This window comes from Methylorubrum thiocyanatum (assembly GCA_014138645.1).
GTDB classification, from domain to species: domain Bacteria; phylum Pseudomonadota; class Alphaproteobacteria; order Rhizobiales; family Beijerinckiaceae; genus Methylobacterium; species Methylobacterium thiocyanatum.
In genome coordinates this window covers 21,428-39,229 of the sequence record JACJIB010000015.1, presented here as the reverse complement: position 1 = coordinate 39,229, position 17,802 = coordinate 21,428, and the positions used below count along the sequence as shown (strand labels likewise).

Genomic DNA, 17,802 nt, shown 5'->3' with positions numbered 1-17,802 from the left:
CCCGATCATCAGCGCATTTGAGCACGCCTCAGATAAGCCTGCCCGCCCCACCTGAACACGGTTGTGCGCTCACTACAGCGCCGCTGGCCTAGCTCAATCCGTTTTACCAGTGGTGTTGGTCCGCACGTTCAGCCGCCAGCGTATTCTTCCTTGAGCTTCTGAATGCTGGTGATGATTTTGCGGCGGAAAGCGATCCGGGTCGTTGCAAGTTACCTCCCGCTTGCATCCCAAACAGCGGTAGATGCCTGAAACAGGCACATCGTCACCGGGATAGTACGTTGTGGTCCACCACTCGTTCTTGCCGTTCCTCTGCGTCAAAACGGAACTGTCAATATACCAGGACATTCTGCAAAATCCCGATGTGCTCGCCGGCTGAAAATTGCCGTGCTTCAGCTCAAGCCCCAACGGACAACCGTCGGTTCGGTTCCGTACAGAGGGATGCCGCGCTTAGCCAAGTGTCCAGTCTTCGGTATCGAACAGGTCGATGAGATTGCACCACGGCACTTGCAGGTCATTGCAGACGCCAGGGATCTTCCGGAGGCTGGTGGGACCAACCTCTTCGGTCACAACACGGTAGCCGTGCACCTCGGCGGTCGCGATCACGAACGGATCCGCCGCAAACTTCTCTTTGCCGGCCATCACCAGGCCCTTGTAGGTGTTGATGATGTGGGCGCTGCGCAGCTGCACATCCTGGTCCGGCGCCAGGAACATGGCCTCGCGCTCCAGCAGCCATTCATGCAGCTCCGGTGAGCGCTTCTGGCACTCGGCCAGCACGAGGGCGGAGGAGACCAGGCGCCCTTCGGTCACCAGCTGATCGAACTGGTCCCACAGTTTTGGGAACCGCTTTGGCTTGTAGCGCTCATACCAGGCGGCGATCAGCGCGCTGGTGTCGATGCAGTAGATGTCGGCCACTCCGGACTAGCCTTTCAGTCCGAAGGTGGCCTGCTCCATCGCGGGAACCGACTTGACCTGCATGTTGAGGTAGTTGGAGACGTCGCGGAGCGTCAGGCGGCGGTCGTAGTAGCCCTGGAACACCAGCTGCGCATAAGAGCGGCCCAGCTGGCTCAGCACCACCAGGTGGCGCGGCGGGCCGCCGGTGGATTTTTTGCTGTCGAGGTCGTCGTATTCTTTTTGGAACGCCGGCCGGCGGCTGTCATAGAACGCCTTGGTGGTGCGCCCGAGGGTCAACAGACGGCGCAGGACCACCTCGCGGCTGACGCCGAACCGGACCGCCAGCGCGGCCAGCTCGTCATCCGCCCAGGTCTTTTCGCTGCCTTTGCGAGCCACCAAGGTTTCGCTCAGCAGCCAGTCTTTGGGGACCAGCGCAGCCGCGGCCACGGCGTTGCAGAATTGCTCGACCCGGGCCGCATCGGCGCGCCGCTCGTCCGTACCAAACCCGCTGACCCCGCTCGCCCGCACGGCGAGGTGGCAGAACTCGTGCAGCAGGGTGAAGGTGCGCCCGTTGGTGCGATCCTTGGAATTGATCAGGATCAGCGGCAGCCGGCTTTCGGCGATGGCGACGCCGCGCATTTCGGTGAGCGGTAGCCCGGGGATCAGGAACACCAGCACGTCGCGGGCTTCGATCTTGGCGCGCCAGTGGTCGAAAGCCTTGGCCCGCCAGGCCTGCTGCTCGGTAGCGGTGACGTCCAGGAAGCTGCGGATGCGTGCCCCCAGGGCCTCCTCGTCATCGTTCAGCGTGGCGCTGAACGTGAACTCGGCGGCCGGCTCCCCCAGGTCGTCGTGCAGGTCGAGGGCTAGGTCCCGGCGCTCCTGCGCCTGCCGGATCACTGCGGTCAAATCCGGCGTGAACGCCCCGGGCTCGGCCTCGGCCAGCTTGCGGAAGTCCTGGATCGGCTGGAACCCGGCCGGCGGCTCGTTGAGGTAAAACAGGCTGGGCGCCCGCTTGTAGACGTTGGCGGCGGCCAGGAACTGCGGGAAAGTCAGCTGAGCGTCGCCGTTCTCGGCGGCCAGCAGCTTCTCCACACTGATGGCAATAGCCTTCGCCGCCGCCTCCGGAGAGAGGCGGGCTTGGTCCCGGGCCCATGCGAGGATGGCCGGGTTGATGAAGGCAGGTACGCTTTTGGCCATGGTTACGCTTGCACCATACCACGTCCGTCAAGAGTGGCAGGGGTCCTGTGCAGAACGGCAGAGGCAGGCTGTTGTTGCCGCCACAGGAATTTAGCCGTTCGCCCTTCGTTCACCCAGAGGCAAAATGCGCCGCTGGAAACCAGCGCGGCACAGCCTGCGCAGAAGGCGGCTTTGCCGCCTATGGCAGCCCAACGTTGGACGGCTGGGCCGGGGTCAAGGCCGAAGAGCGCAGCGTGCCTTGAGGTTGGACCGGGCGGCTGGCACCACCTAGCAGACCGGGCCGCAGGGCGCTGCAGGATGGGAGAGCGACCGTTACCCACAAGGCCAAGATTGCCTGGCAGGCTCGAGAGTTGCCACTGGCGGTGCTCAGGGCGCGACGTCGCGCGAGCGACGCAGGGGCCAGCCGGGAGGCTGGCCCTTTTTCGTGGGCAGTGCTCAGCCGAACAGAGTGAGCTGCTGCCGGTCGCCTTCGGCCTGTGCCCATGCCGGCCCGGAGGCCTCGGCGTCCAGCCACTGCAGGACGAAGGCGACCGGCCCGCCGCTCTCCTGCACCAGCGCCGGCGCGGTGAACCACGACAGGTAGCCGGTTTCGGTGATCGGCAGGGGTGCCCGCCGCGGCGCGGTACTCTCGATCTGCAGGTGCCCGGGCTGGGCCAAGGCGTTGGTGTTGAGGAACCGCGGCTCCCACTGAATGCGGAGGGAGACACCGCGCCATTGCGCGGTGTGCTCCTCGACGTACCGGGGGCCGGTCATGCGACCGCCTCCAGCTCGACGATACGCTCGGCCCGACGGGCTGCCGCGGCGTAGGCGGACAGTGGCCCGGACGCAGTGAAAGACCGGTCCCGCTCGACCGGCAGGCGCAGACGCCCGCGGACCTCAAGGATTTCTGACAGGCGCACATAGCCGAGTTCCGGGCAGCCGAGGCCGAGATCACACAGGCCAAAGGCAAGGTCCGGGTCGGTCGGATCCAGCTCGGTCAGCAGCCATGTGGCTTGGGCATCGGGCGTGAACAGCTTGACCACGGGATAGGGGTCGATGTCGCCCTTGGCGCTCTTTGCGCCGTTGGCCAGCAGGGCGGCGGTTTGCTCTTTGGTGATGAGTTGCATGGGATTGGCTTTCGTTGGTTCAGAACGAAGCCAGAGAACCCTTCCCCTTGAAGCGTCAGGCCCCGTCCTGACCTTCTGCCCGTCGGCGAGACCGGGGGTGGCGCAGGTCACAGGGGAGGGGGATCACCCGCCTGCAGGCGCTTCGCCGAAGGCAGGGGACCCCCCTTGACCGCAGCCGGGGGCAGCGCCCCGCCCTCTTTCTTCCTTGGCAGAGGCGGCGCAGACGCCCTCTGGGGCGTCGAAGCCGATGACAGCCCACCGCCGGCCGGCTGGGACGGGGTCAAGGCCGGAGAGCGCAGCGTGCCTTGAGGCCGGCCCGGACGGCTGGCACCACCAGCCAGACCAGGCCGCAGGCCACCGCAAGCCTATGCGCAGTCATGCCGCAAACCATTTGCCATAAACGATAAGCCGTAAGCACAACGCGACCCGTCAGGCGCCCCTTGCGGCGCAGCGCATAAGCCAGGGCAACAACGCCGGCAGCCCGCCGGCCCTGCGATGCACCTGGAGAAATCCCATGACCCGTTTCACCATGATCGCGCTTACCCTGCTGCTGGCCGTGCCCGCCCAGGCTGAGTCATGCCCGTCCCTGCACCTCTATCCATGGATAGATGCTGACGGCAGCTGCCTGAGCGTCCAGTGCCACGGCGAACGCCTGCTTCGTGCTGCCTACCGGCGCGGTGAGATCCAGAAGGTTCATCTGTCGCGTAAAAGCGAATGCGACGCGCTGCAGGGTTACGACCCGGCCACGGGGGATACGACCTCGGTGCCCTGTACCTGGGACCATAACGATCTGTTCGTTGGTCGGTGATCGAACCGGAAAGGCCGCCCATAAGGCGGTCTTTCCGATATCGTTTCGCTCCAGACCCTCAGGAAGGCTGGCCGATGTAATACAGCTCATCCGGCTGGAACGGGCGCGGCTGGGTATCGCTTGGGCCCTTGACCATGATTTTGAAGCGGTTCTTCTTCCAAATATCCAAGAATCTGTCGTAAAATGTCGTGTTTTTAAATTGCACATGCCAGCAGTCGACTCGGAACTCAATTTTGTAGCCTTTGCCCGGTTCTGGCGTCAACCGAGTCGCTTGGCTGTAAAGATTTTGCGTCTTGAAAAGATCTTTTGGGCCTGTATGGATCGAAGTCTCATCGAAATTGGTGAAGCCGGAAAGCGCCCGGTTGCCATTGACTGACATTTCCCCACTACATTGGAAGCGCTCCCGATAATACATTCCTGCGACGGCAACAGGCTCTAGAGCCATACTGAAGCTGTAGTCATTATCTTCCTTCGGATGAAAGTAACTGATCCCGTGGTAGATGTAGCGGGTCTGATCGGGGAGGACCGGAGTATGTAGATCAAAATTGAAGTCATAGCTCGGCCCGGCAAAACCGGCCACGGACTGGCCGTTACGATCCTCTGTGAATGGAATCAGCTTGATAAAGAACCCGGGGATGGAGGTTCCCTTGGACTGTGTTGGCTTGACGCTGGGGGTCGGCGCAGCGGCCCGACTGGCTGGTGCCTGCTGTTGCTTCTTAAGACGTGCGTTTTCGTCTTTGAGTTCTTTCACCTGACTGTTGAGCGCGTCGATCGCGCGCATGATGTCGGCGTTTGAGGGCTGCGGAGCCTGCGCCGATGCGGTGGATGCAGCAAGCAGCACAACCAGGGTGAAGGCGTTACGCATGGGTCAATCCGGGCGGTAGGGGCGGGCTGGAAGAGGAGGCCGCCAACCGCGGATGACACCTTCGGGCGAGTCCGGCAGCGGAGGCGGCGGTGGGGGAGGCGGCTCAATGCCGGCGAAGTCCGGCAGCGGCTGCGCCTGAATGCTTGGCGACTGGCGCTGCGTGGACGTGGTGACCGGAGATCGCACGATTGGAGGTGGAGCAGGCGGAGCCGTAACCGGTCCCATCTTGGTCGTGACGGGACCAGGTCCCGGTGGCGGGGGCGCCGGCGGCACGTACTGTCCGGCGCTAGTCTGCGGCGGCGTGAAGAAATCGACGATCTTCACGTAAGCGCCATACGCAAGGAAGCCGAGACCGATCAGTATGACCAAGACACCCAGACCAGGCGACTTCTGACCGGCGCCACACAGCTTTAGAAACCACAGGATGACTGCCCAGAACGATTGCCGCAGAAAAACAAAGAGTGCCATCGCGGATTACGTGTCCGCCGTGATGCTCAAGGCGTTTTTCTTGGCGTTCCAGCCAACTTTTGCTCGGGTCACACCGGTCTTCTGCAGCCGGATAAAGTCAGCCCGCATATCTTTCACGACCGCCCCAGAAACAGCGCGGCCATCGATCTTTTCCCCGTAGTGCTTGAGGCCGTACCGGTAAGCCACCTCTTCTTCGACAGACGTCACAGTGATCCTGTAGCGGCCAGCCACCTCCTCGATGAAACTGCCGACCAGTGCGGCGAAGGCAATCCTGTCGAGCGGCTGAAACACAAAGACCCGTTCAATCCGTGACAGAACGGAATTTTCGATGTCGTGTTTCAGGACTTCCCGGACACGCTCCTCAAGCTCAACCGGCTTGTTTTTATAGGAAGCTGCCAGTGCCGTCATCTGGTCTTCCTGAGCGTTCGTGGTCACAATAAAAATCGTATCGACAGTGCTGACAACCCGTTTCAGCTTATGATCCGTGAAGCATCCATCGTTCCAGACATCAAGAAACAGGCGCTGCACAGCGTTGGAGGCTTTCTCAAATTCATCGAGGATGACGACGGATCGCGGGTTGGCAATCAGATACTCTGAAAGCATGCCTGCACCGCCCTGATGATCTTGTGGCGCTCCGAACAATCCACTGCCGCTGTGTGAGCCGGAATAGCTGGCAAGATTGAATGCTTTAGCCCCCTGCGCCCCGTACAGCGCTGTTCCGAGCGCTTGACCGAAACGTGATTTCGCACTGCCTGGCGGTCCGGCGAGCAGGAAGACCCCCACGGGCTGCGCGCGGTTCTCGGCGAGGAAGTTGCCCCAGATCGAGTCGACCACGTCTTCGATGACCGGGTCCTGGCCAAAGATATGATCCTTCATCAAAGCGATGACTTCATCACGGTTGACGTGGACCGTCTGGGAGGATGGCAGCTCTGCCATTCTTTTTTCCAGTGCGGCGCGATTATAGAGCCGGTCGATGATCTTCACGGGCTTTCTCACGGGAAGTTCGATGATGGCAGATGTTGAACGGCGGGTAATCGCCACGATGACGACGCCGATCACAACCAGGACCAGGCCGACCACCAAAATGAGGGAAGAGGACATCAGCGCACGGGCACACCTACGGATTGTCCGACGGACAGCCAGGGCAGCGGAACCCGGCCAGCGCCCGACGACACAGCAACAGTGATGCCGCCACCGCCATCAAAGACACCGGTCAGGCTCATCAGGCCGGTCCGCGGACGCGGAATGGCGATCGTCACCGGCGCGTGTTTGAGAGTAACGGACTGGCGGAAACCGTCGCAATCGATGGTGACCACGTCACCGTCCTCGGCCATATCGTCCCACAGGGTCAGGTGGACGAGTTCAGCTTGTTGCTGCTCAAGCTCGGCCTGTTGGTTGGCCGGGAGCTTCATGCCCTGCAGGGCGGCAGGGCGCTCGGAAGCCGGCACGGCTGCCAGCACCAAGGGCACAGCCTGATTGAAGGCCAGGGCGCGGGCCATCTGCTCGGCTGCGGACAACGGCCGGTCAGCGGAGGATCTGAAGCCCATCCAACCGACCAGAACCGCGGCAGCCGCCGCAGCAGTGGTCATGGCCATCAGTCGTCGCGGCGCAAGGGCCGCCTTGGGAAAGGGCCGTGGGGCCGGGGCTGGATTGTTCACGCAGACCGCCAGGAATGGGGCGCTTCCGCCTTACAGCAGATTCCTGCACATTGAGACAGGGATCGGCAACCTGGGCCCTAGGCATCGTGTTGACGAATACCCAACTGCTTTCGAAGTCCGAGTTCCGTCTGGGCCCGGCTTCTCAGGCGATTGGGGTCATTGGGGTTCTTTTCGTCATAAAGCCGCATCGCTTCAGAAATCGAACCAGCAACAGGCTCTCGATCAAAGCAGTCAGCAATCAGGCCGTACATCCGTGCAAGTAGTCGTAGGATAATCATTCCCTACTATAGGATGATTTAGCGATGTCTGCGAATGATAATCCTCCGTCCGACACGGCGGCAGACTTCCAGGCGCTGGATATCCTTGATCGCGAGTTGACCGTCGGCATCAGCATGGCCGAGGCCCGTGTGCAGCGGCTCTTGAGAGCGGCCTATGTCAGCCCAGCCGGCGCCGAGCGGACCCTCCGCAAGTTGATCCCGCGCATAGGCGTTGACGAAACAGTCAAGGTCATGATGGGCAATGGCTTTGCCAATGCCCGCCATTTCGGTGCACTGCGGGGCGAGATCTTGCGGTGGCGCCTACCGGCGGCCCGTGCTGCACTCCAGCAATTGCCGGATGCCCTGCGCGAGCTTCAGGAGTTGATCAACCGGCAGAGCGACGCGCGGGTCGCCCGCCAGAACCTCAGGACCATGCTGGCAGAACGCGTTAGGATTCAACCGCCGACGCTCAACAACGAAACTGCTCCCAAGAACGTCAGAAGAATACGTCGCCGCATGTTTTAGGTGACAGGAAGTAGGCACGTGATCTTGACCTTACCTGTCGGCGGGAGTCTGTTTTATGACAGTGCTACGCTTGTTTTTCTATGCGATTTGGCGACTCTTGTGGGTTGTCGGACTGCTCCTGAAATGGGGCTGTAAATACACGTTCCGTGGCGTGCGCTGGCTGCTTCGGCCGCGCCCGATTACTCACGGCTCGGCCCGCTGGGCGAGGCTTGGGGACCTGACCCAAGGTGACGCGCTCGGCGGCGAGAAAGGGGTCATCGTCGGCAAAGCCTGGGGTCACTTCATCCGCTTCAAGCGCGACGGGGCTGTGATGGTCACGGCTCCAATGGGCAAGGGGAAGGGCGTCGGCATCGTCATCCCCAACCTGCTCGACCACAAAGGCTCGATGCTGGTCACTGACCCCAAGGGCGAGAACTACGCCGTGACGCAGCGCTATCGCTCGTCGCTCGGCCCGGTTTACCGTCTGGACGCCATCCATCCGGACCACAGTCACAGCTTCAATCCACTGGACATGATCCGCGTCGGCACCCTTCACGAGGCCGACGACGCTGCGCAGATCGCCAACTTTCTGGTCATCAACGAGAACCGGGATGGCCACTGGGATACCTCAGCCCGGTTGGTGATGACTGCTCTGATCCGCCACGTCCTGCACTCCCAGCCGCCGGAGCTGCGCACACTGTCGATGTGCCGCGAGCTGATTGCGGGGGGCGACGAACGGGTGCGCCTGCTGCTGACGCAGATGGCCGAAAGCAATGTGCCGTCAGTGGCCGAGGAAGGCCGCGTGCGTTTGGCCGGTCTGGAGTTCGAGGAAACCACGTCGGTGATCGGCAACACCGCCAAGGCGCTGGCCTTCTGGAGCAAGGACCGGATTGGCGGTCGGCTCTCCTCGGCGTCGGACTTCTCGATGATGGATCTGAACCGGGAAGGCATGACCGTCTACGTCATGGTGCCGGATGACCAGATCGAGGTGTACGGCCCGTTCCTGCGGATGATGACCGGCTGCGCTCTGGCCGCGCTGATGCGCGGCAAGGCGCTGCCGCGGCCGGAGTACAAGCCGATGCTGATGATCGATGAGTGCAAGGCGCTGGGGCGCCTTGATGCGTTGGCGAAGGGCATGGGAATGCTGCGCGAGTATGCCCACGTGGTGCACATCTGGCAGGATCACGGCCAGTTGAATGAGCTCTACGGCGAGAACGGCGCGCAGACGTTCATCGCCGCCTCCGGCGCGCAGGTGACGTTCGGCATTTCCGATACCAAGACCGCGAAACAGCTGGCCGAGGATGTCGGCCGGACCACGGTTTACAGCCGCTCGCACGGCTTCTCGGAAGGCAACCTGGATCTGGTGCAGGCCCAGCTGCAAAACGGGGTATCCGAGACGGGTCGCTATCTCAAGGATGCGGCCGAGATGCGGCGGATCAACCCTAACCAGTGCGTCATCACCCTGCAGGACCAGGTTGGCGCGCCGATCCTCGCCAACAAGGTCAAATACTATGAGGAGTGGTGCTGGCGCGGCCGATACGACGAGTGGCGGTCCCAGGCCACCATCCTCAATTTCCCCTCGCCGCGCCCCCGCAGCGACGCCGACGATATGCCGTCAGTCGCCTAATCCTCGTGCCACAGGCGCAGTTTCAATCCCGGCCGCTGCGCCGGCCGGAGCGTCGCCCCGCCACGCAGCGTCAGTGATCGTTCGTTGAGGATGCGGCTGCGCCTGAGCGCATGAGTGTGCACCTGGAACAGCCCGGCAAGGATGCGGTCGGCACGCCCGAGCAGCAGGCGGAGCAGCTGGGAACGCCGCTGGAAGTGACTGAACCGCCGCGCCAGATAGGCCTCCCGTGCCTGACGGTGGGCCGGGGCCAGCCGCTGCCAGGCTGACCGCGACGACGCCTCGCGCAGCTCCCACAAGGCTTGCTTGATGGCGTAGATCTCCTGGTTGGTGCGGGCCTCAATCCGCCTGAGGCGCGCGTTCCGTCGCTGGGTGGTCTCCACCATCCGCGTCATCTTCGACGCCGCGTGGCCACCGCGCTGCGCATTGAAGGCGGCCCGGTTGCCGCGGTCGATGCGGCGGTAGTCCACGGTACGCTTACGCTTCTCTCCGGCCCTGGAGGAGCGCCAGGTGCCGTCCTTCGGCCGGCGCAGGTTCTGCTGACGGGCCTGACTTGGCACCGCCGCGCCGCGGCGGGCGGCGTTCTGCGCCCGCGGACCAACATGGATCTCAGGTTGCCGTTCGAGCGCCGCAGCGGCCACATGGTCACCGCGCCCACTTGCATCTGCCCGCTGCTCAGCCAGTGTGCGGTGGTCGACCCGGGTCGGATGCAGGCCACGCTCAAGGTAGCGGTTTTGCAAAGCAGCCCACGCGCCCCGCCATTCCCTGAGCAGCGCGTCGGAGTTCCATTCACGGGTCTTCACCCGGTAGAGCCCCTGTCCTGTCGCCTTTCGCAGCGTGACCATGACGTGGGCATGGTGGTTGCGCAGATCGTTGTCCGTCGGTGCATGGATGGCGAGATCCGCGACCATGCCGCGGGCCACGAAAGCCGAGCGGACGAAGGTTTGCGCGAGCTCCCGCCGCTCTGCGTCGGTCAGCTCGTGCGGCAACGCCAGATTGAACTCACGGCACAGCTGAGCGTCACGGCGGCGTTCGATCTTCTGCACATGGTTCCAGAGTTTCTGGCGATCGGCCAGCCAGGGCGCGGCCCCATCGGGGAGCAGCACCTCACTGTGCACGACACCGTGCCGTCGGCGGTAATCGTACTCCTGCCCCGTTCCCTCATCCCGAAGCAGGGACGCCGAACGATACGCCGCAGCAGCCAAGGCAGAGCGACCCTTGGACCGCCCGATGATCTGCGCTGAGAAATGAAAAGAGGCCACCGCCCACTCCGCTGCCTCCGATCGATCCCGGCTGTGTGGCCGGGGCGCACCTATGTTGCATACGCGATGTATAAGTGCGCCATTACCTCCTGGCCAGCCTAACCACCGGATTTGCCTGTGGCACGGGCACCTCTATGCTGAAGCTCCACCCGCCGGCTCGGTCATGCCTCCTCGCGCACAGTTCAATCCGCTCGGCGAGCTCCTCGCGCTGCTCATGGCGGGAGCCCTGATCATCGCTGGCCTGGAATGGTTAGGGTATGACATCGGCTGGCGGCCGTGGCTGGCCTGCAGGCTGCGGGACGCGCAGAGCCTGTTCACGCTCGGGATTATGGTCGGCGTGGGGCTGCTGTTTTTTCGCGCGAGTCGCCCTGCCGGCATAGGCCTGGTGCTGCTGGCGCTTGGTGGCAGCTACGGCTTGGAGTTGTACGGCGTCTATGCCTCAGGATGCCCCGGGGGAGCTTATAGCCCCGCTTCAGGAGGTCCCTGAAAATTCGCGCCGCCCGCTACGCGGGCGGAACACGGAAGCGCCTACGGCGCTGATTTACGGCCGCGCTTCGCGCCGCCGGGGGCCTCATTACCGGCCCCCGGACCCCCGCTAGGATTTTCTCGAAGGGATCGTTTTTCTGTGCGAGATTAGACCCACGGTACAGCCAGGGATGGCGATGACCGTGAAGGGATCGGCGGCCATCTCGGCAACGGGGTGGCCGTCACCGTTTCCGGTTGACCGCAGACGGTGCCACGCGAACCTCAGGTTCATCGATTGTGTAAGTCAGATATGAACGATCCTTTCAACCTCCCGCGCTTTGTGGAGGCGCAGCGCTAGGCGATCAGCGGGCTGGATGAGGCGCGGGCCTACCTGCGACACCCGGTTCTGCGCGGCCGCCTGACCATCTGCACGGCGGCGGTCAATGCGGTTACCGGGCAGACGGCGCATCAGGTGTTCGGCTGTCCCGACGACATGAAGTTTTGCTCGGCGCTGTTCGGCAGCGCCGCGCCGGCGATCCCCGTCTATTGGGGGGCGCTGACGCGCTACTATGAGGGCAAGGAAGACCCTCGCACCCGCGCCAAGCTTGGCCGTTCTTGAGATCGGCGATCGGGCCAGCGCCACTTATGGTATACCGTTTATGGTTTGTGGCACGCGCGGGGGCTCAAGAAGGATGGGAACACACGCCCCAAAACGGCGGAATTCCTAAGCTTTTACGGGAAACCACGCCCCAAAAACGCCGTCAGCGGTTCGTCCTCTGCCCCACCTCGCCCGTCGTTTGGGGAGCTCTTCAAGCGGTCGCCTGCGACCGCATGAGCTTCACTGCGCATAGCGCAGTGGCAAAACCTCTCAGGACGGCGTCAGAGTCGATTCTGAAGCTTCAGGCTCTCTCTGTCGTCCATGCGGCCCATAACCTCTCCAGAAGCCGCGCTGCTGCCTCTGCCACTCACCTTCCCGGCAGCAAGAATTGTCCGCCTGCAGGGCGGACCCTTATGAGAGTTAGCCGCCGGAGGCGGCTTCCGATTTGGGTGGGGAGCGGGTTTTTGGCGAAGCCAAAAAGGGGCGGGGGTTCCTCCTGCACGAGCCTGTCCAGGGTTACTGCATCGCTGGTCCACAGGTCGTGATGGAGGTCTGAGTGCACTTGCTGCGTCTGTTAAGGTCTCTTTAATATCTATAAAAGAGGTCTATACGGAAATTCGCCATCGGTGACAGTCACTTAGATGCGGTTTTTGGGGCGTTGTTTCCGTCATTCTGGGGCGTGGTTTCCGGATTCTGGGGCGTCACTTCCGGATTTTTGGGGCGTGCTTTCACTTATCCACAGGCGACCCCATGACTGGGCCTGACCGGACTTTTGGTGCGTTCTTTCCGGGACCGCAGGCGCGCTGACGGATCTCTGCGCGCTGTAAGCCAAGCCCCCTCGCCTCAGGTTTTCTGCGCAAAGCGTTCTGGTGCTTCTGGGGCGCCACTTCCGGGTCGGCCCGAGCAGGCTCAATGACTTAGCCTATGCCTACCCTTCGATGCGAAACGTTCTGCATCAATCCCCATCGGAAATTTGGGGCGTTCTTTCCGCCCCATCCCCTTATGCATCAACGCCTTGAGCGTTCTGAGCGGCTTTCTGTAGCTCCAGCTCAAACTGCCGGGGTGCCGCGTGGGTGTAGCTGTAACGGCGTGACTTCGCCCGGCCGGAACCCGTCACTTCCTCGGTGAAGGCTGACAGGCCACCGGCACCGACCATGTCCTTGAAGGCCTCCCGGCACTCCTTGCGGAACTGGGCGCGTGTCGCGCTGGTCGCCGTATCCGACCAGAGCTCGCGGCCGGCCAGCTGAGCCAGCCGCTCCTCGTCGATGTAGGTGTGCTCGGGCTGGCTGTCGATAAACGGCCAGAACACCTTGGCGTGGTCGGACTTGAGGCGGAACTGCACGTCGGCATTGATGCTGACCAGGTGCGCCTTCTCGATCATTTCGAGGACGCGGGCGCCGTAGGTCACGGTCACCGCACTATCGAGCTGGGCCCCTTCCCAGGTGAGATCCGTGATCAGCGAGGATGCTGAGCCGGCGCCGTCGGGCAGCATGTTGCGGTTCCGCTTGGCCTTGATCGCCTCGAGCTCCTTGAGGGAGCGGCCTTCGTGGATCAGCACGCTGACCTGCTGAATCTCCTGGAACACGTGCACCAGGCTCAGAAGATTGTTGACGTGCTCCGTGCGCCCCATCGCCTTGATCAGCGTCCGCCAGGTCGTACGGGTCTGGTAGTAGGAGAGCACGGGCGAGATGAACGTCCCGCGCCGGTAGGCCGGGTTGTCGGTTCGGACCTTCTCACGCGGCAGGCGGAACAGCGCGTAGATCGCGTCCCGGTGCTGGCTGCCGAGCTCCCTGCCCTTCACCTCGACCACCGAGTAGCCCGGCACCTCGTAGATACGCACGAAGTTGCTGTCGGTGATCAGGTCCTTCTTGCGCGGCGCAAAGGCCGAGGTGCGCGCCAGGTGCTGTGGCATGGTCGACGGGTTGCGCCGGCCGCGGCGGTTCTTGAGGGTGCGCTCCTTGCGGGCAAGGCGCTGTTCTTCCTCAGGCGTAAGCGGGCGGGTGGGCGGCATGGACATCCTGGCCGGAGCCTAGCGCCGACTGGGAATCAACGCACCAGAAACGGGAACACACGCCCCAAAAATGTGCAAGTTTTTTAAGCGACAATGAGGATCGCCCGGAAACCTGTGCTTTCACAGCACCTTGGATTTTATGGCAAACCACAAAGGGCTTGCCATAAAGGGCTCAGGACTTGGCCTCGAACTCCTTGAGGGACGGCTGGCCGTACTTCGCCAGCATCAGGTCGATGCCCTCGCGGATGAAGCTGTTGAGGTCGCGGTCGTGCTCGATGCACATCATGCGCAGGCGCTTCTTGCAGGCCGTCGGCACGTAGGCGACCACCTGTTCGTAGTTCTTGGCCTTCGCCGGGGCGCTCACCGGGTTGGCCGGGTGCTGCACGATCGTGGCGGTCTCGGCGGTCGGCTCCTGCGGCAGCGCACCGCCCAGGGCGGCCTCAAGCGACGCGGGTCTGTTTCTGGCCATGCGGCTTTCCTTCCATGCGGTTGAGCGTCCAGATCAGCAGCTCGCGGATCTCGCCGGCGGCCTTGCTGTTCGGATCGCGTTCGGTGACCCCCTGCCCTGTCGCCAGCGCGTCCATGTGGTCGGCCCGCATTGCTAACGGCGTACTGGCCACGGCACCGGTCAGCTGCAGGACGCGGAAGGCGTCCGTCGTGCGGATCGAGCGGCCGGGCGGGCACTGGTTGAGGACGTAGGAGAACGGTTTGCCGAGGCGGTGAATGGCGCTGACGGTCGGCGCCGACGCCTCGATGTCGGCCACGCTCGGCCGGGCGGGGATCAGGCACAGGTCGGCCAGCTGGATCGCAGCTGGCACGCCCGGTACATCGGCGCCGGGGGTGTCGATGATCACCAGCTGCACCCCCTGCTTCCGGAGCAGCGGCATCGCCGCCTCAAGCTGGTTGACGCTCAGGGCGTTGACCTCGGGCCCGGTCTCGGCCTCGCGGCGGCTGTACCACTTCTTGGTGGTGCCCTGCGGGTCGATGTCGATGATCGAGGTTTTGAGGCCCTGCTCCTCGGCAGCCACCGCCAGCGAGAACGCCAGGGTGCTTTTGCCGGTGCCGCCCTTCTGGGAGACGATTGCGAGTACGTGCATGGGCGCATCCTTCCGGACGGCGAGGATAGGTGGCAAGTGGTTAATGGTTTGCCGCACGAGGCATACCGCTTGCCATGTGCCCTTTATGGCACACCACATACCCTTTGCCATTTGTGGCAAGCCATCACCACGGTGCACGTGAGCTCATGAAAACGCCGCCCTCAGGGCGGCGTACCACGCGGGATCACCATCGCGGCAACGCCGCAGGGACGAGGGCTCCGCTGGAAGGCTGGCGACCGTACCCGTGGGGCCTGGCATCGTGCAGCGCGCGCCGGGGATGAACCGGACGCCACCTCGTGACCCTTCCTTATAGCTGAGGGCGAGAGGGCCCCTGACAGGGCGTGAGAAAGAGTGTGGTGAGCAGCCCCTGGCTGAGATCAGCCGGAAAACCGATGTCTGCGCAGCGACTTAGGTCAAGCCATTTATGGCTTACCATAAACCACACATAGGCGGCGAGGGCGATTTCCCTTGAAAAGATAGGGCCACTGGCCCATACTGGACTTAAGTGGATCGGGAATTCTCGATCGGCGTCGGGCCTCGGTGAACTCACCGGGGCCTTTCGCTTTTTGGGCCTACGGGAAGAGCTTGAGGCCGTAGCCGGGGATGCGTCCGGCCGGGCTCTGTCGGAACTTCCGTTCGACCACCTCATAGGCCCGGTTGGGCTGGTCAGGTTTCAGCACGTGACGCCCGACCGGATAGGCGACGAGGTCCGCCAGCTGCAGCCCTGGCGAGTTGTGCTTCTTGTCGACGAAGCGGATGTCGAGGTTGGGAAGGGCGCCAACCCGGTTTGCGCCGTCGCAGATCCGCCGGAACTCCAGCTCGAGCTTGTCGTCCTCGGCTCTGCCGCGGCACTCGACCAGGAGATGCGTCTGCCGGTCGGTCTGGCCGCGCTCCTGGAGGAACATCTGCAGACGCTCGATGCAGAAGGCGAGGGCGATCTCGTAGGGATCGTTGGGCTGGGCGTAGCGACGGACCAGCTGCTCCTTGTTGATGACCGCTGCGATCAGCGTGAACTCCGCCTCCTGCATCACCGCGGTCATGCGCTCCTGGAAGGCCGCGCGGGTTTCCGGAACCAGCAGCTGGGCGAAGTCGCCCTTGGATTTGCGGATCTCGTGGCTGTGCAGGACCACCGCGTCGTGGCCCCAGAAATCGAACTTCAGCTGGTGGATGAGGGGGACGATCTGCTGGACGTAGGCGTCCTTGCGGCAGATGCAGAACGCCAGGACAAAGACCGGGTACTCCGGGTTGATCGTTTTGAGGCCGTGGTCCCCGCTCTCATCGACAAACACAACATAGTCACTGAAGGCCATCGTCCGACGATACCGCGAAGCGTGGCCGCTGGCCAGCACGCGAGGTCCCCACGCGCAGCTAAGTGCCGGTGATTACGCGCGGCTTGACACTCTCCCTTGTACCACTTGTGGCAAAGGGCTTGCCACAAGTGGTTTGTTGCCGGTCACGGCGACCGGATCTAGCGCTTCTCTTTCACCGTGGTGTTCGGACTCGCCTTGCCCTGCTTGGCCGTGACGTAGCGACCGGTCACCGCGCTGCGGTAGCTGCTTCCGCTGCTGCTGCTCTTCTTTGCCATGGGACTTCTCCATGCGGGACGATCCCGCACCACCCCAACGGCAGGCTGTTCCAGGCGTTGCCGCCACATGCGGTTATCCACAAACCATTTGCCACAAATGGCAAAGGTTGAGGTGTGAGAGCTGCTAGCCCGGCGGTCCCCGGAGGGCATTACGCTCCTGGATCAGAGCGGCGTACATCCGCTGGAACCGCTCCTCCTCGTCCCCTTGCAGAGGCGTATCGGCGATCGAAAACGCCTGTCCGCGGAACACATCGAGCACGCGCAGGCGATCGGCTGGCAGATCCGGCAAGGCCCGGCCAAGCAGCCACAAGCCAAGCTGAGCTGCCTCATTTCCGAGGGCAGGGGCCTCGGCAAAGTACGGGTAGACGTAGTGAAGCCCCCCGAGACCGTCCTCGATCGACAGGATGTTGTCGACCTTGACCGTCGAAGCCAGGGACAGGACCTCAAAGCGTGTCCGTTGGACCGGACCAAGCCGAAAAGGCTCGTTGGTCCCGCGACGATAGGGGTTCCACCACCCCAGAAAGCCGTCGCGGAGCAGCGGGTACAGCCGCCGCCGGTTCCGGTTGTCGGCCACCCTGCCTGTGGTCGCCTCGTGCAGATCCCGGGTGCCGAAGACATGCGCTTTGGCATCCGCCCAGAATGGCCCATAGAAGTCACCGCCCTCATCAACGGACCCGGCGGCACGGGCTCGATCCTGACGAATGATCTCCCGTAGAGCTCCCTGGCGACGGTTGGGACGGGCAAACCCGATCTTCAGCAGCTTGCGCAGCGAAATGCTTTCGAGTGGCAACGGGCCTCTCCACGGCAATTAAGCTGTACAACGTAAAGACGACGCTTACCCTGACAATTACCCCTACGCGTCATCCACCGCCTTTCCTGTTGACAAGCGCGCGGCAACCAGCCCCCGCGCCTTGCTTTCAGGGCAGCCGTCAGGGGTGGGCGGCCTGACAGCTTCGCTCGGTCAGTAGCGAAACGGGTAGGGGCCCAGGAACAGGTCTCCGGACGCCCGCCTGGCGCGGTAGGTGAACCAGCGCTGGCGCAGATGCTCGGTGCGGTCGTGCAGGATGTGGCAGCGCTGGCAGAGGGCCTTGAGGTTCTTCGGATCGTTGTTGCCCGGATCGTGGTCGAGATGGGCGCAGGCCAGGTAAACCCGCGTGGTCTCGATCACCGTGCCGGCCGGCAGGCGTTCTAGTGGCGCCAGCTTGAGCGGGCGCCCCTTGCCGCTGCGCCAGACCTGCGCCGCCGCATCCCACCAGCGGCCATCCCCCAGGTGGAACACCAGCTGCCCGTGCGGCCGGCCGCAACCCTCGCAATAGCCCCTGGCCCGGCCGAAGCGGATTACGTCGGACAGCTGCGCCCAATCGATTGGGTAGAAAAAGCGGTTCTCCGGGCGGATCGGCATGCGG

The 17,802-nt window shown here is 63.3% G+C and carries 19 protein-coding genes; 5 read left to right on the top strand and 14 right to left on the bottom strand.

Annotated elements, in window-relative coordinates:
• Positions 1 to 447 precede the first annotated feature (447 nt).
• The 4 genes from HNR51_RS25940 to HNR51_RS25925 form a co-directional block, all read right to left on the bottom strand.
• Positions 448 to 912: a DUF4411 family protein gene (locus HNR51_RS25940; RefSeq protein ID WP_017482511.1), complete on the bottom strand. Its 465-nt coding sequence runs from the start codon at positions 910 to 912 to the stop codon at positions 448 to 450.
• Positions 913 to 918: 6 nt separating this feature from the next.
• Positions 919 to 2,088, bottom strand: coding sequence for an ImmA/IrrE family metallo-endopeptidase (locus HNR51_RS25935; protein ID WP_182556881.1), 1,170 nt, complete (start codon positions 2,086 to 2,088; stop codon positions 919 to 921).
• A gap of 435 nt (positions 2,089 to 2,523) precedes the next feature.
• A complete protein-coding gene (locus HNR51_RS25930; protein WP_017482509.1) occupies positions 2,524 to 2,841 on the bottom strand; it encodes a hypothetical protein in 318 nt (105 codons plus the stop codon).
• A complete protein-coding gene (locus HNR51_RS25925; protein WP_152277738.1) occupies positions 2,838 to 3,194 on the bottom strand; it encodes a DUF2958 domain-containing protein in 357 nt (118 codons plus the stop codon). The genes HNR51_RS25930 and HNR51_RS25925 overlap by 4 nt, the downstream gene beginning before the upstream one ends.
• A gap of 514 nt (positions 3,195 to 3,708) precedes the next feature.
• Here HNR51_RS25925 and HNR51_RS25920 point away from each other — a divergent pair.
• The gene (locus HNR51_RS25920; RefSeq protein WP_152277739.1) at positions 3,709 to 4,002 is read left to right on the top strand and encodes a hypothetical protein; all 294 of its coding nucleotides are present in this window, start codon (positions 3,709 to 3,711) and stop codon (positions 4,000 to 4,002) included.
• Positions 4,003 to 4,060: 58 nt separating this feature from the next.
• Here the strand turns inward: HNR51_RS25920 and HNR51_RS25915 are convergent, their stop codons facing one another.
• From HNR51_RS25915 to HNR51_RS25905, 3 genes are all read right to left on the bottom strand, one after another.
• A complete protein-coding gene (locus tag HNR51_RS25915) occupies positions 4,061 to 4,867 on the bottom strand; it encodes a hypothetical protein (RefSeq protein WP_152277740.1) in 807 nt (268 codons plus the stop codon).
• Between the two features lie 474 nt (positions 4,868 to 5,341).
• Positions 5,342 to 6,436, bottom strand: a complete 1,095-nt coding sequence (locus tag HNR51_RS25910; protein WP_182556880.1) for an AAA family ATPase — start codon at positions 6,434 to 6,436, stop codon at positions 5,342 to 5,344.
• Positions 6,436 to 6,930 (bottom strand): hypothetical protein, encoded by a 495-nt coding sequence (locus tag HNR51_RS25905; RefSeq protein WP_182556879.1) that lies wholly within the window; start codon positions 6,928 to 6,930, stop codon positions 6,436 to 6,438. The genes HNR51_RS25910 and HNR51_RS25905 overlap by 1 nt, the downstream gene beginning before the upstream one ends.
• Positions 6,931 to 7,295: 365 nt before the next feature.
• Between HNR51_RS25905 and HNR51_RS25900 the strand changes: the two genes are divergently transcribed.
• Together HNR51_RS25900 and HNR51_RS25895 are read left to right on the top strand one after the other, a co-directional pair.
• The gene (locus tag HNR51_RS25900; RefSeq protein ID WP_017482504.1) at positions 7,296 to 7,775 is read left to right on the top strand and encodes a hypothetical protein; all 480 of its coding nucleotides are present in this window, start codon (positions 7,296 to 7,298) and stop codon (positions 7,773 to 7,775) included.
• A 55-nt stretch (positions 7,776 to 7,830) separates the two neighbouring features.
• Positions 7,831 to 9,381: a type IV secretory system conjugative DNA transfer family protein gene (locus HNR51_RS25895; RefSeq protein ID WP_182556878.1), complete on the top strand. Its 1,551-nt coding sequence runs from the start codon at positions 7,831 to 7,833 to the stop codon at positions 9,379 to 9,381.
• On the opposite strand, the gene mobQ is transcribed toward HNR51_RS25895, so the two are convergent.
• Positions 9,378 to 10,640 carry a MobQ family relaxase gene (gene mobQ / locus HNR51_RS25890; RefSeq protein WP_182556877.1) on the bottom strand — a complete coding sequence of 421 codons (1,263 nt, stop codon included), beginning with the start codon at positions 10,638 to 10,640 and terminating at the stop codon, positions 9,378 to 9,380. The two genes, HNR51_RS25895 and mobQ, sit on opposite strands and share 4 nt — an antisense overlap.
• Before the next feature lie 163 nt (positions 10,641 to 10,803).
• Here mobQ and HNR51_RS25885 point away from each other — a divergent pair, with 163 nt between their 5' ends.
• Both HNR51_RS25885 and HNR51_RS25880 read left to right on the top strand, forming a co-directional pair.
• On the top strand, positions 10,804 to 11,127 hold the full coding sequence (locus tag HNR51_RS25885; RefSeq protein WP_017482501.1) for a hypothetical protein: 324 nt from the start codon (positions 10,804 to 10,806) through the stop codon (positions 11,125 to 11,127).
• Between the two features lie 339 nt (positions 11,128 to 11,466).
• A complete protein-coding gene (locus tag HNR51_RS25880) occupies positions 11,467 to 11,724 on the top strand; it encodes a DUF1810 family protein (RefSeq protein WP_239681471.1) in 258 nt (85 codons plus the stop codon).
• Between the two features lie 979 nt (positions 11,725 to 12,703).
• On the opposite strand, the gene HNR51_RS25875 is transcribed toward HNR51_RS25880, so the two are convergent.
• The 6 genes from HNR51_RS25875 to HNR51_RS25850 form a co-directional block, all read right to left on the bottom strand.
• The gene (locus tag HNR51_RS25875; protein WP_017482500.1) at positions 12,704 to 13,714 is read right to left on the bottom strand and encodes a hypothetical protein; all 1,011 of its coding nucleotides are present in this window, start codon (positions 13,712 to 13,714) and stop codon (positions 12,704 to 12,706) included.
• A gap of 172 nt (positions 13,715 to 13,886) precedes the next feature.
• Positions 13,887 to 14,183, bottom strand: a complete 297-nt coding sequence (locus tag HNR51_RS25870) for a ribbon-helix-helix domain-containing protein (protein ID WP_182556876.1) — start codon at positions 14,181 to 14,183, stop codon at positions 13,887 to 13,889.
• Positions 14,155 to 14,811, bottom strand: a complete 657-nt coding sequence (locus HNR51_RS25865; protein ID WP_182556875.1) for an AAA family ATPase — start codon at positions 14,809 to 14,811, stop codon at positions 14,155 to 14,157. Before HNR51_RS25865 ends, HNR51_RS25870 begins: the two co-directional genes overlap by 29 nt.
• A 572-nt stretch (positions 14,812 to 15,383) precedes the next feature.
• Positions 15,384 to 16,160: a DUF3800 domain-containing protein gene (locus HNR51_RS25860; protein ID WP_182556874.1), complete on the bottom strand. Its 777-nt coding sequence runs from the start codon at positions 16,158 to 16,160 to the stop codon at positions 15,384 to 15,386.
• Positions 16,161 to 16,520: 360 nt separating this feature from the next.
• The gene (locus HNR51_RS25855; RefSeq protein WP_182556873.1) at positions 16,521 to 17,186 is read right to left on the bottom strand and encodes a hypothetical protein; all 666 of its coding nucleotides are present in this window, start codon (positions 17,184 to 17,186) and stop codon (positions 16,521 to 16,523) included.
• Between the two features lie 171 nt (positions 17,187 to 17,357).
• The gene (locus HNR51_RS25850; protein WP_182556872.1) at positions 17,358 to 17,798 is read right to left on the bottom strand and encodes a hypothetical protein; all 441 of its coding nucleotides are present in this window, start codon (positions 17,796 to 17,798) and stop codon (positions 17,358 to 17,360) included.
• Positions 17,799 to 17,802 lie beyond the last annotated feature (4 nt).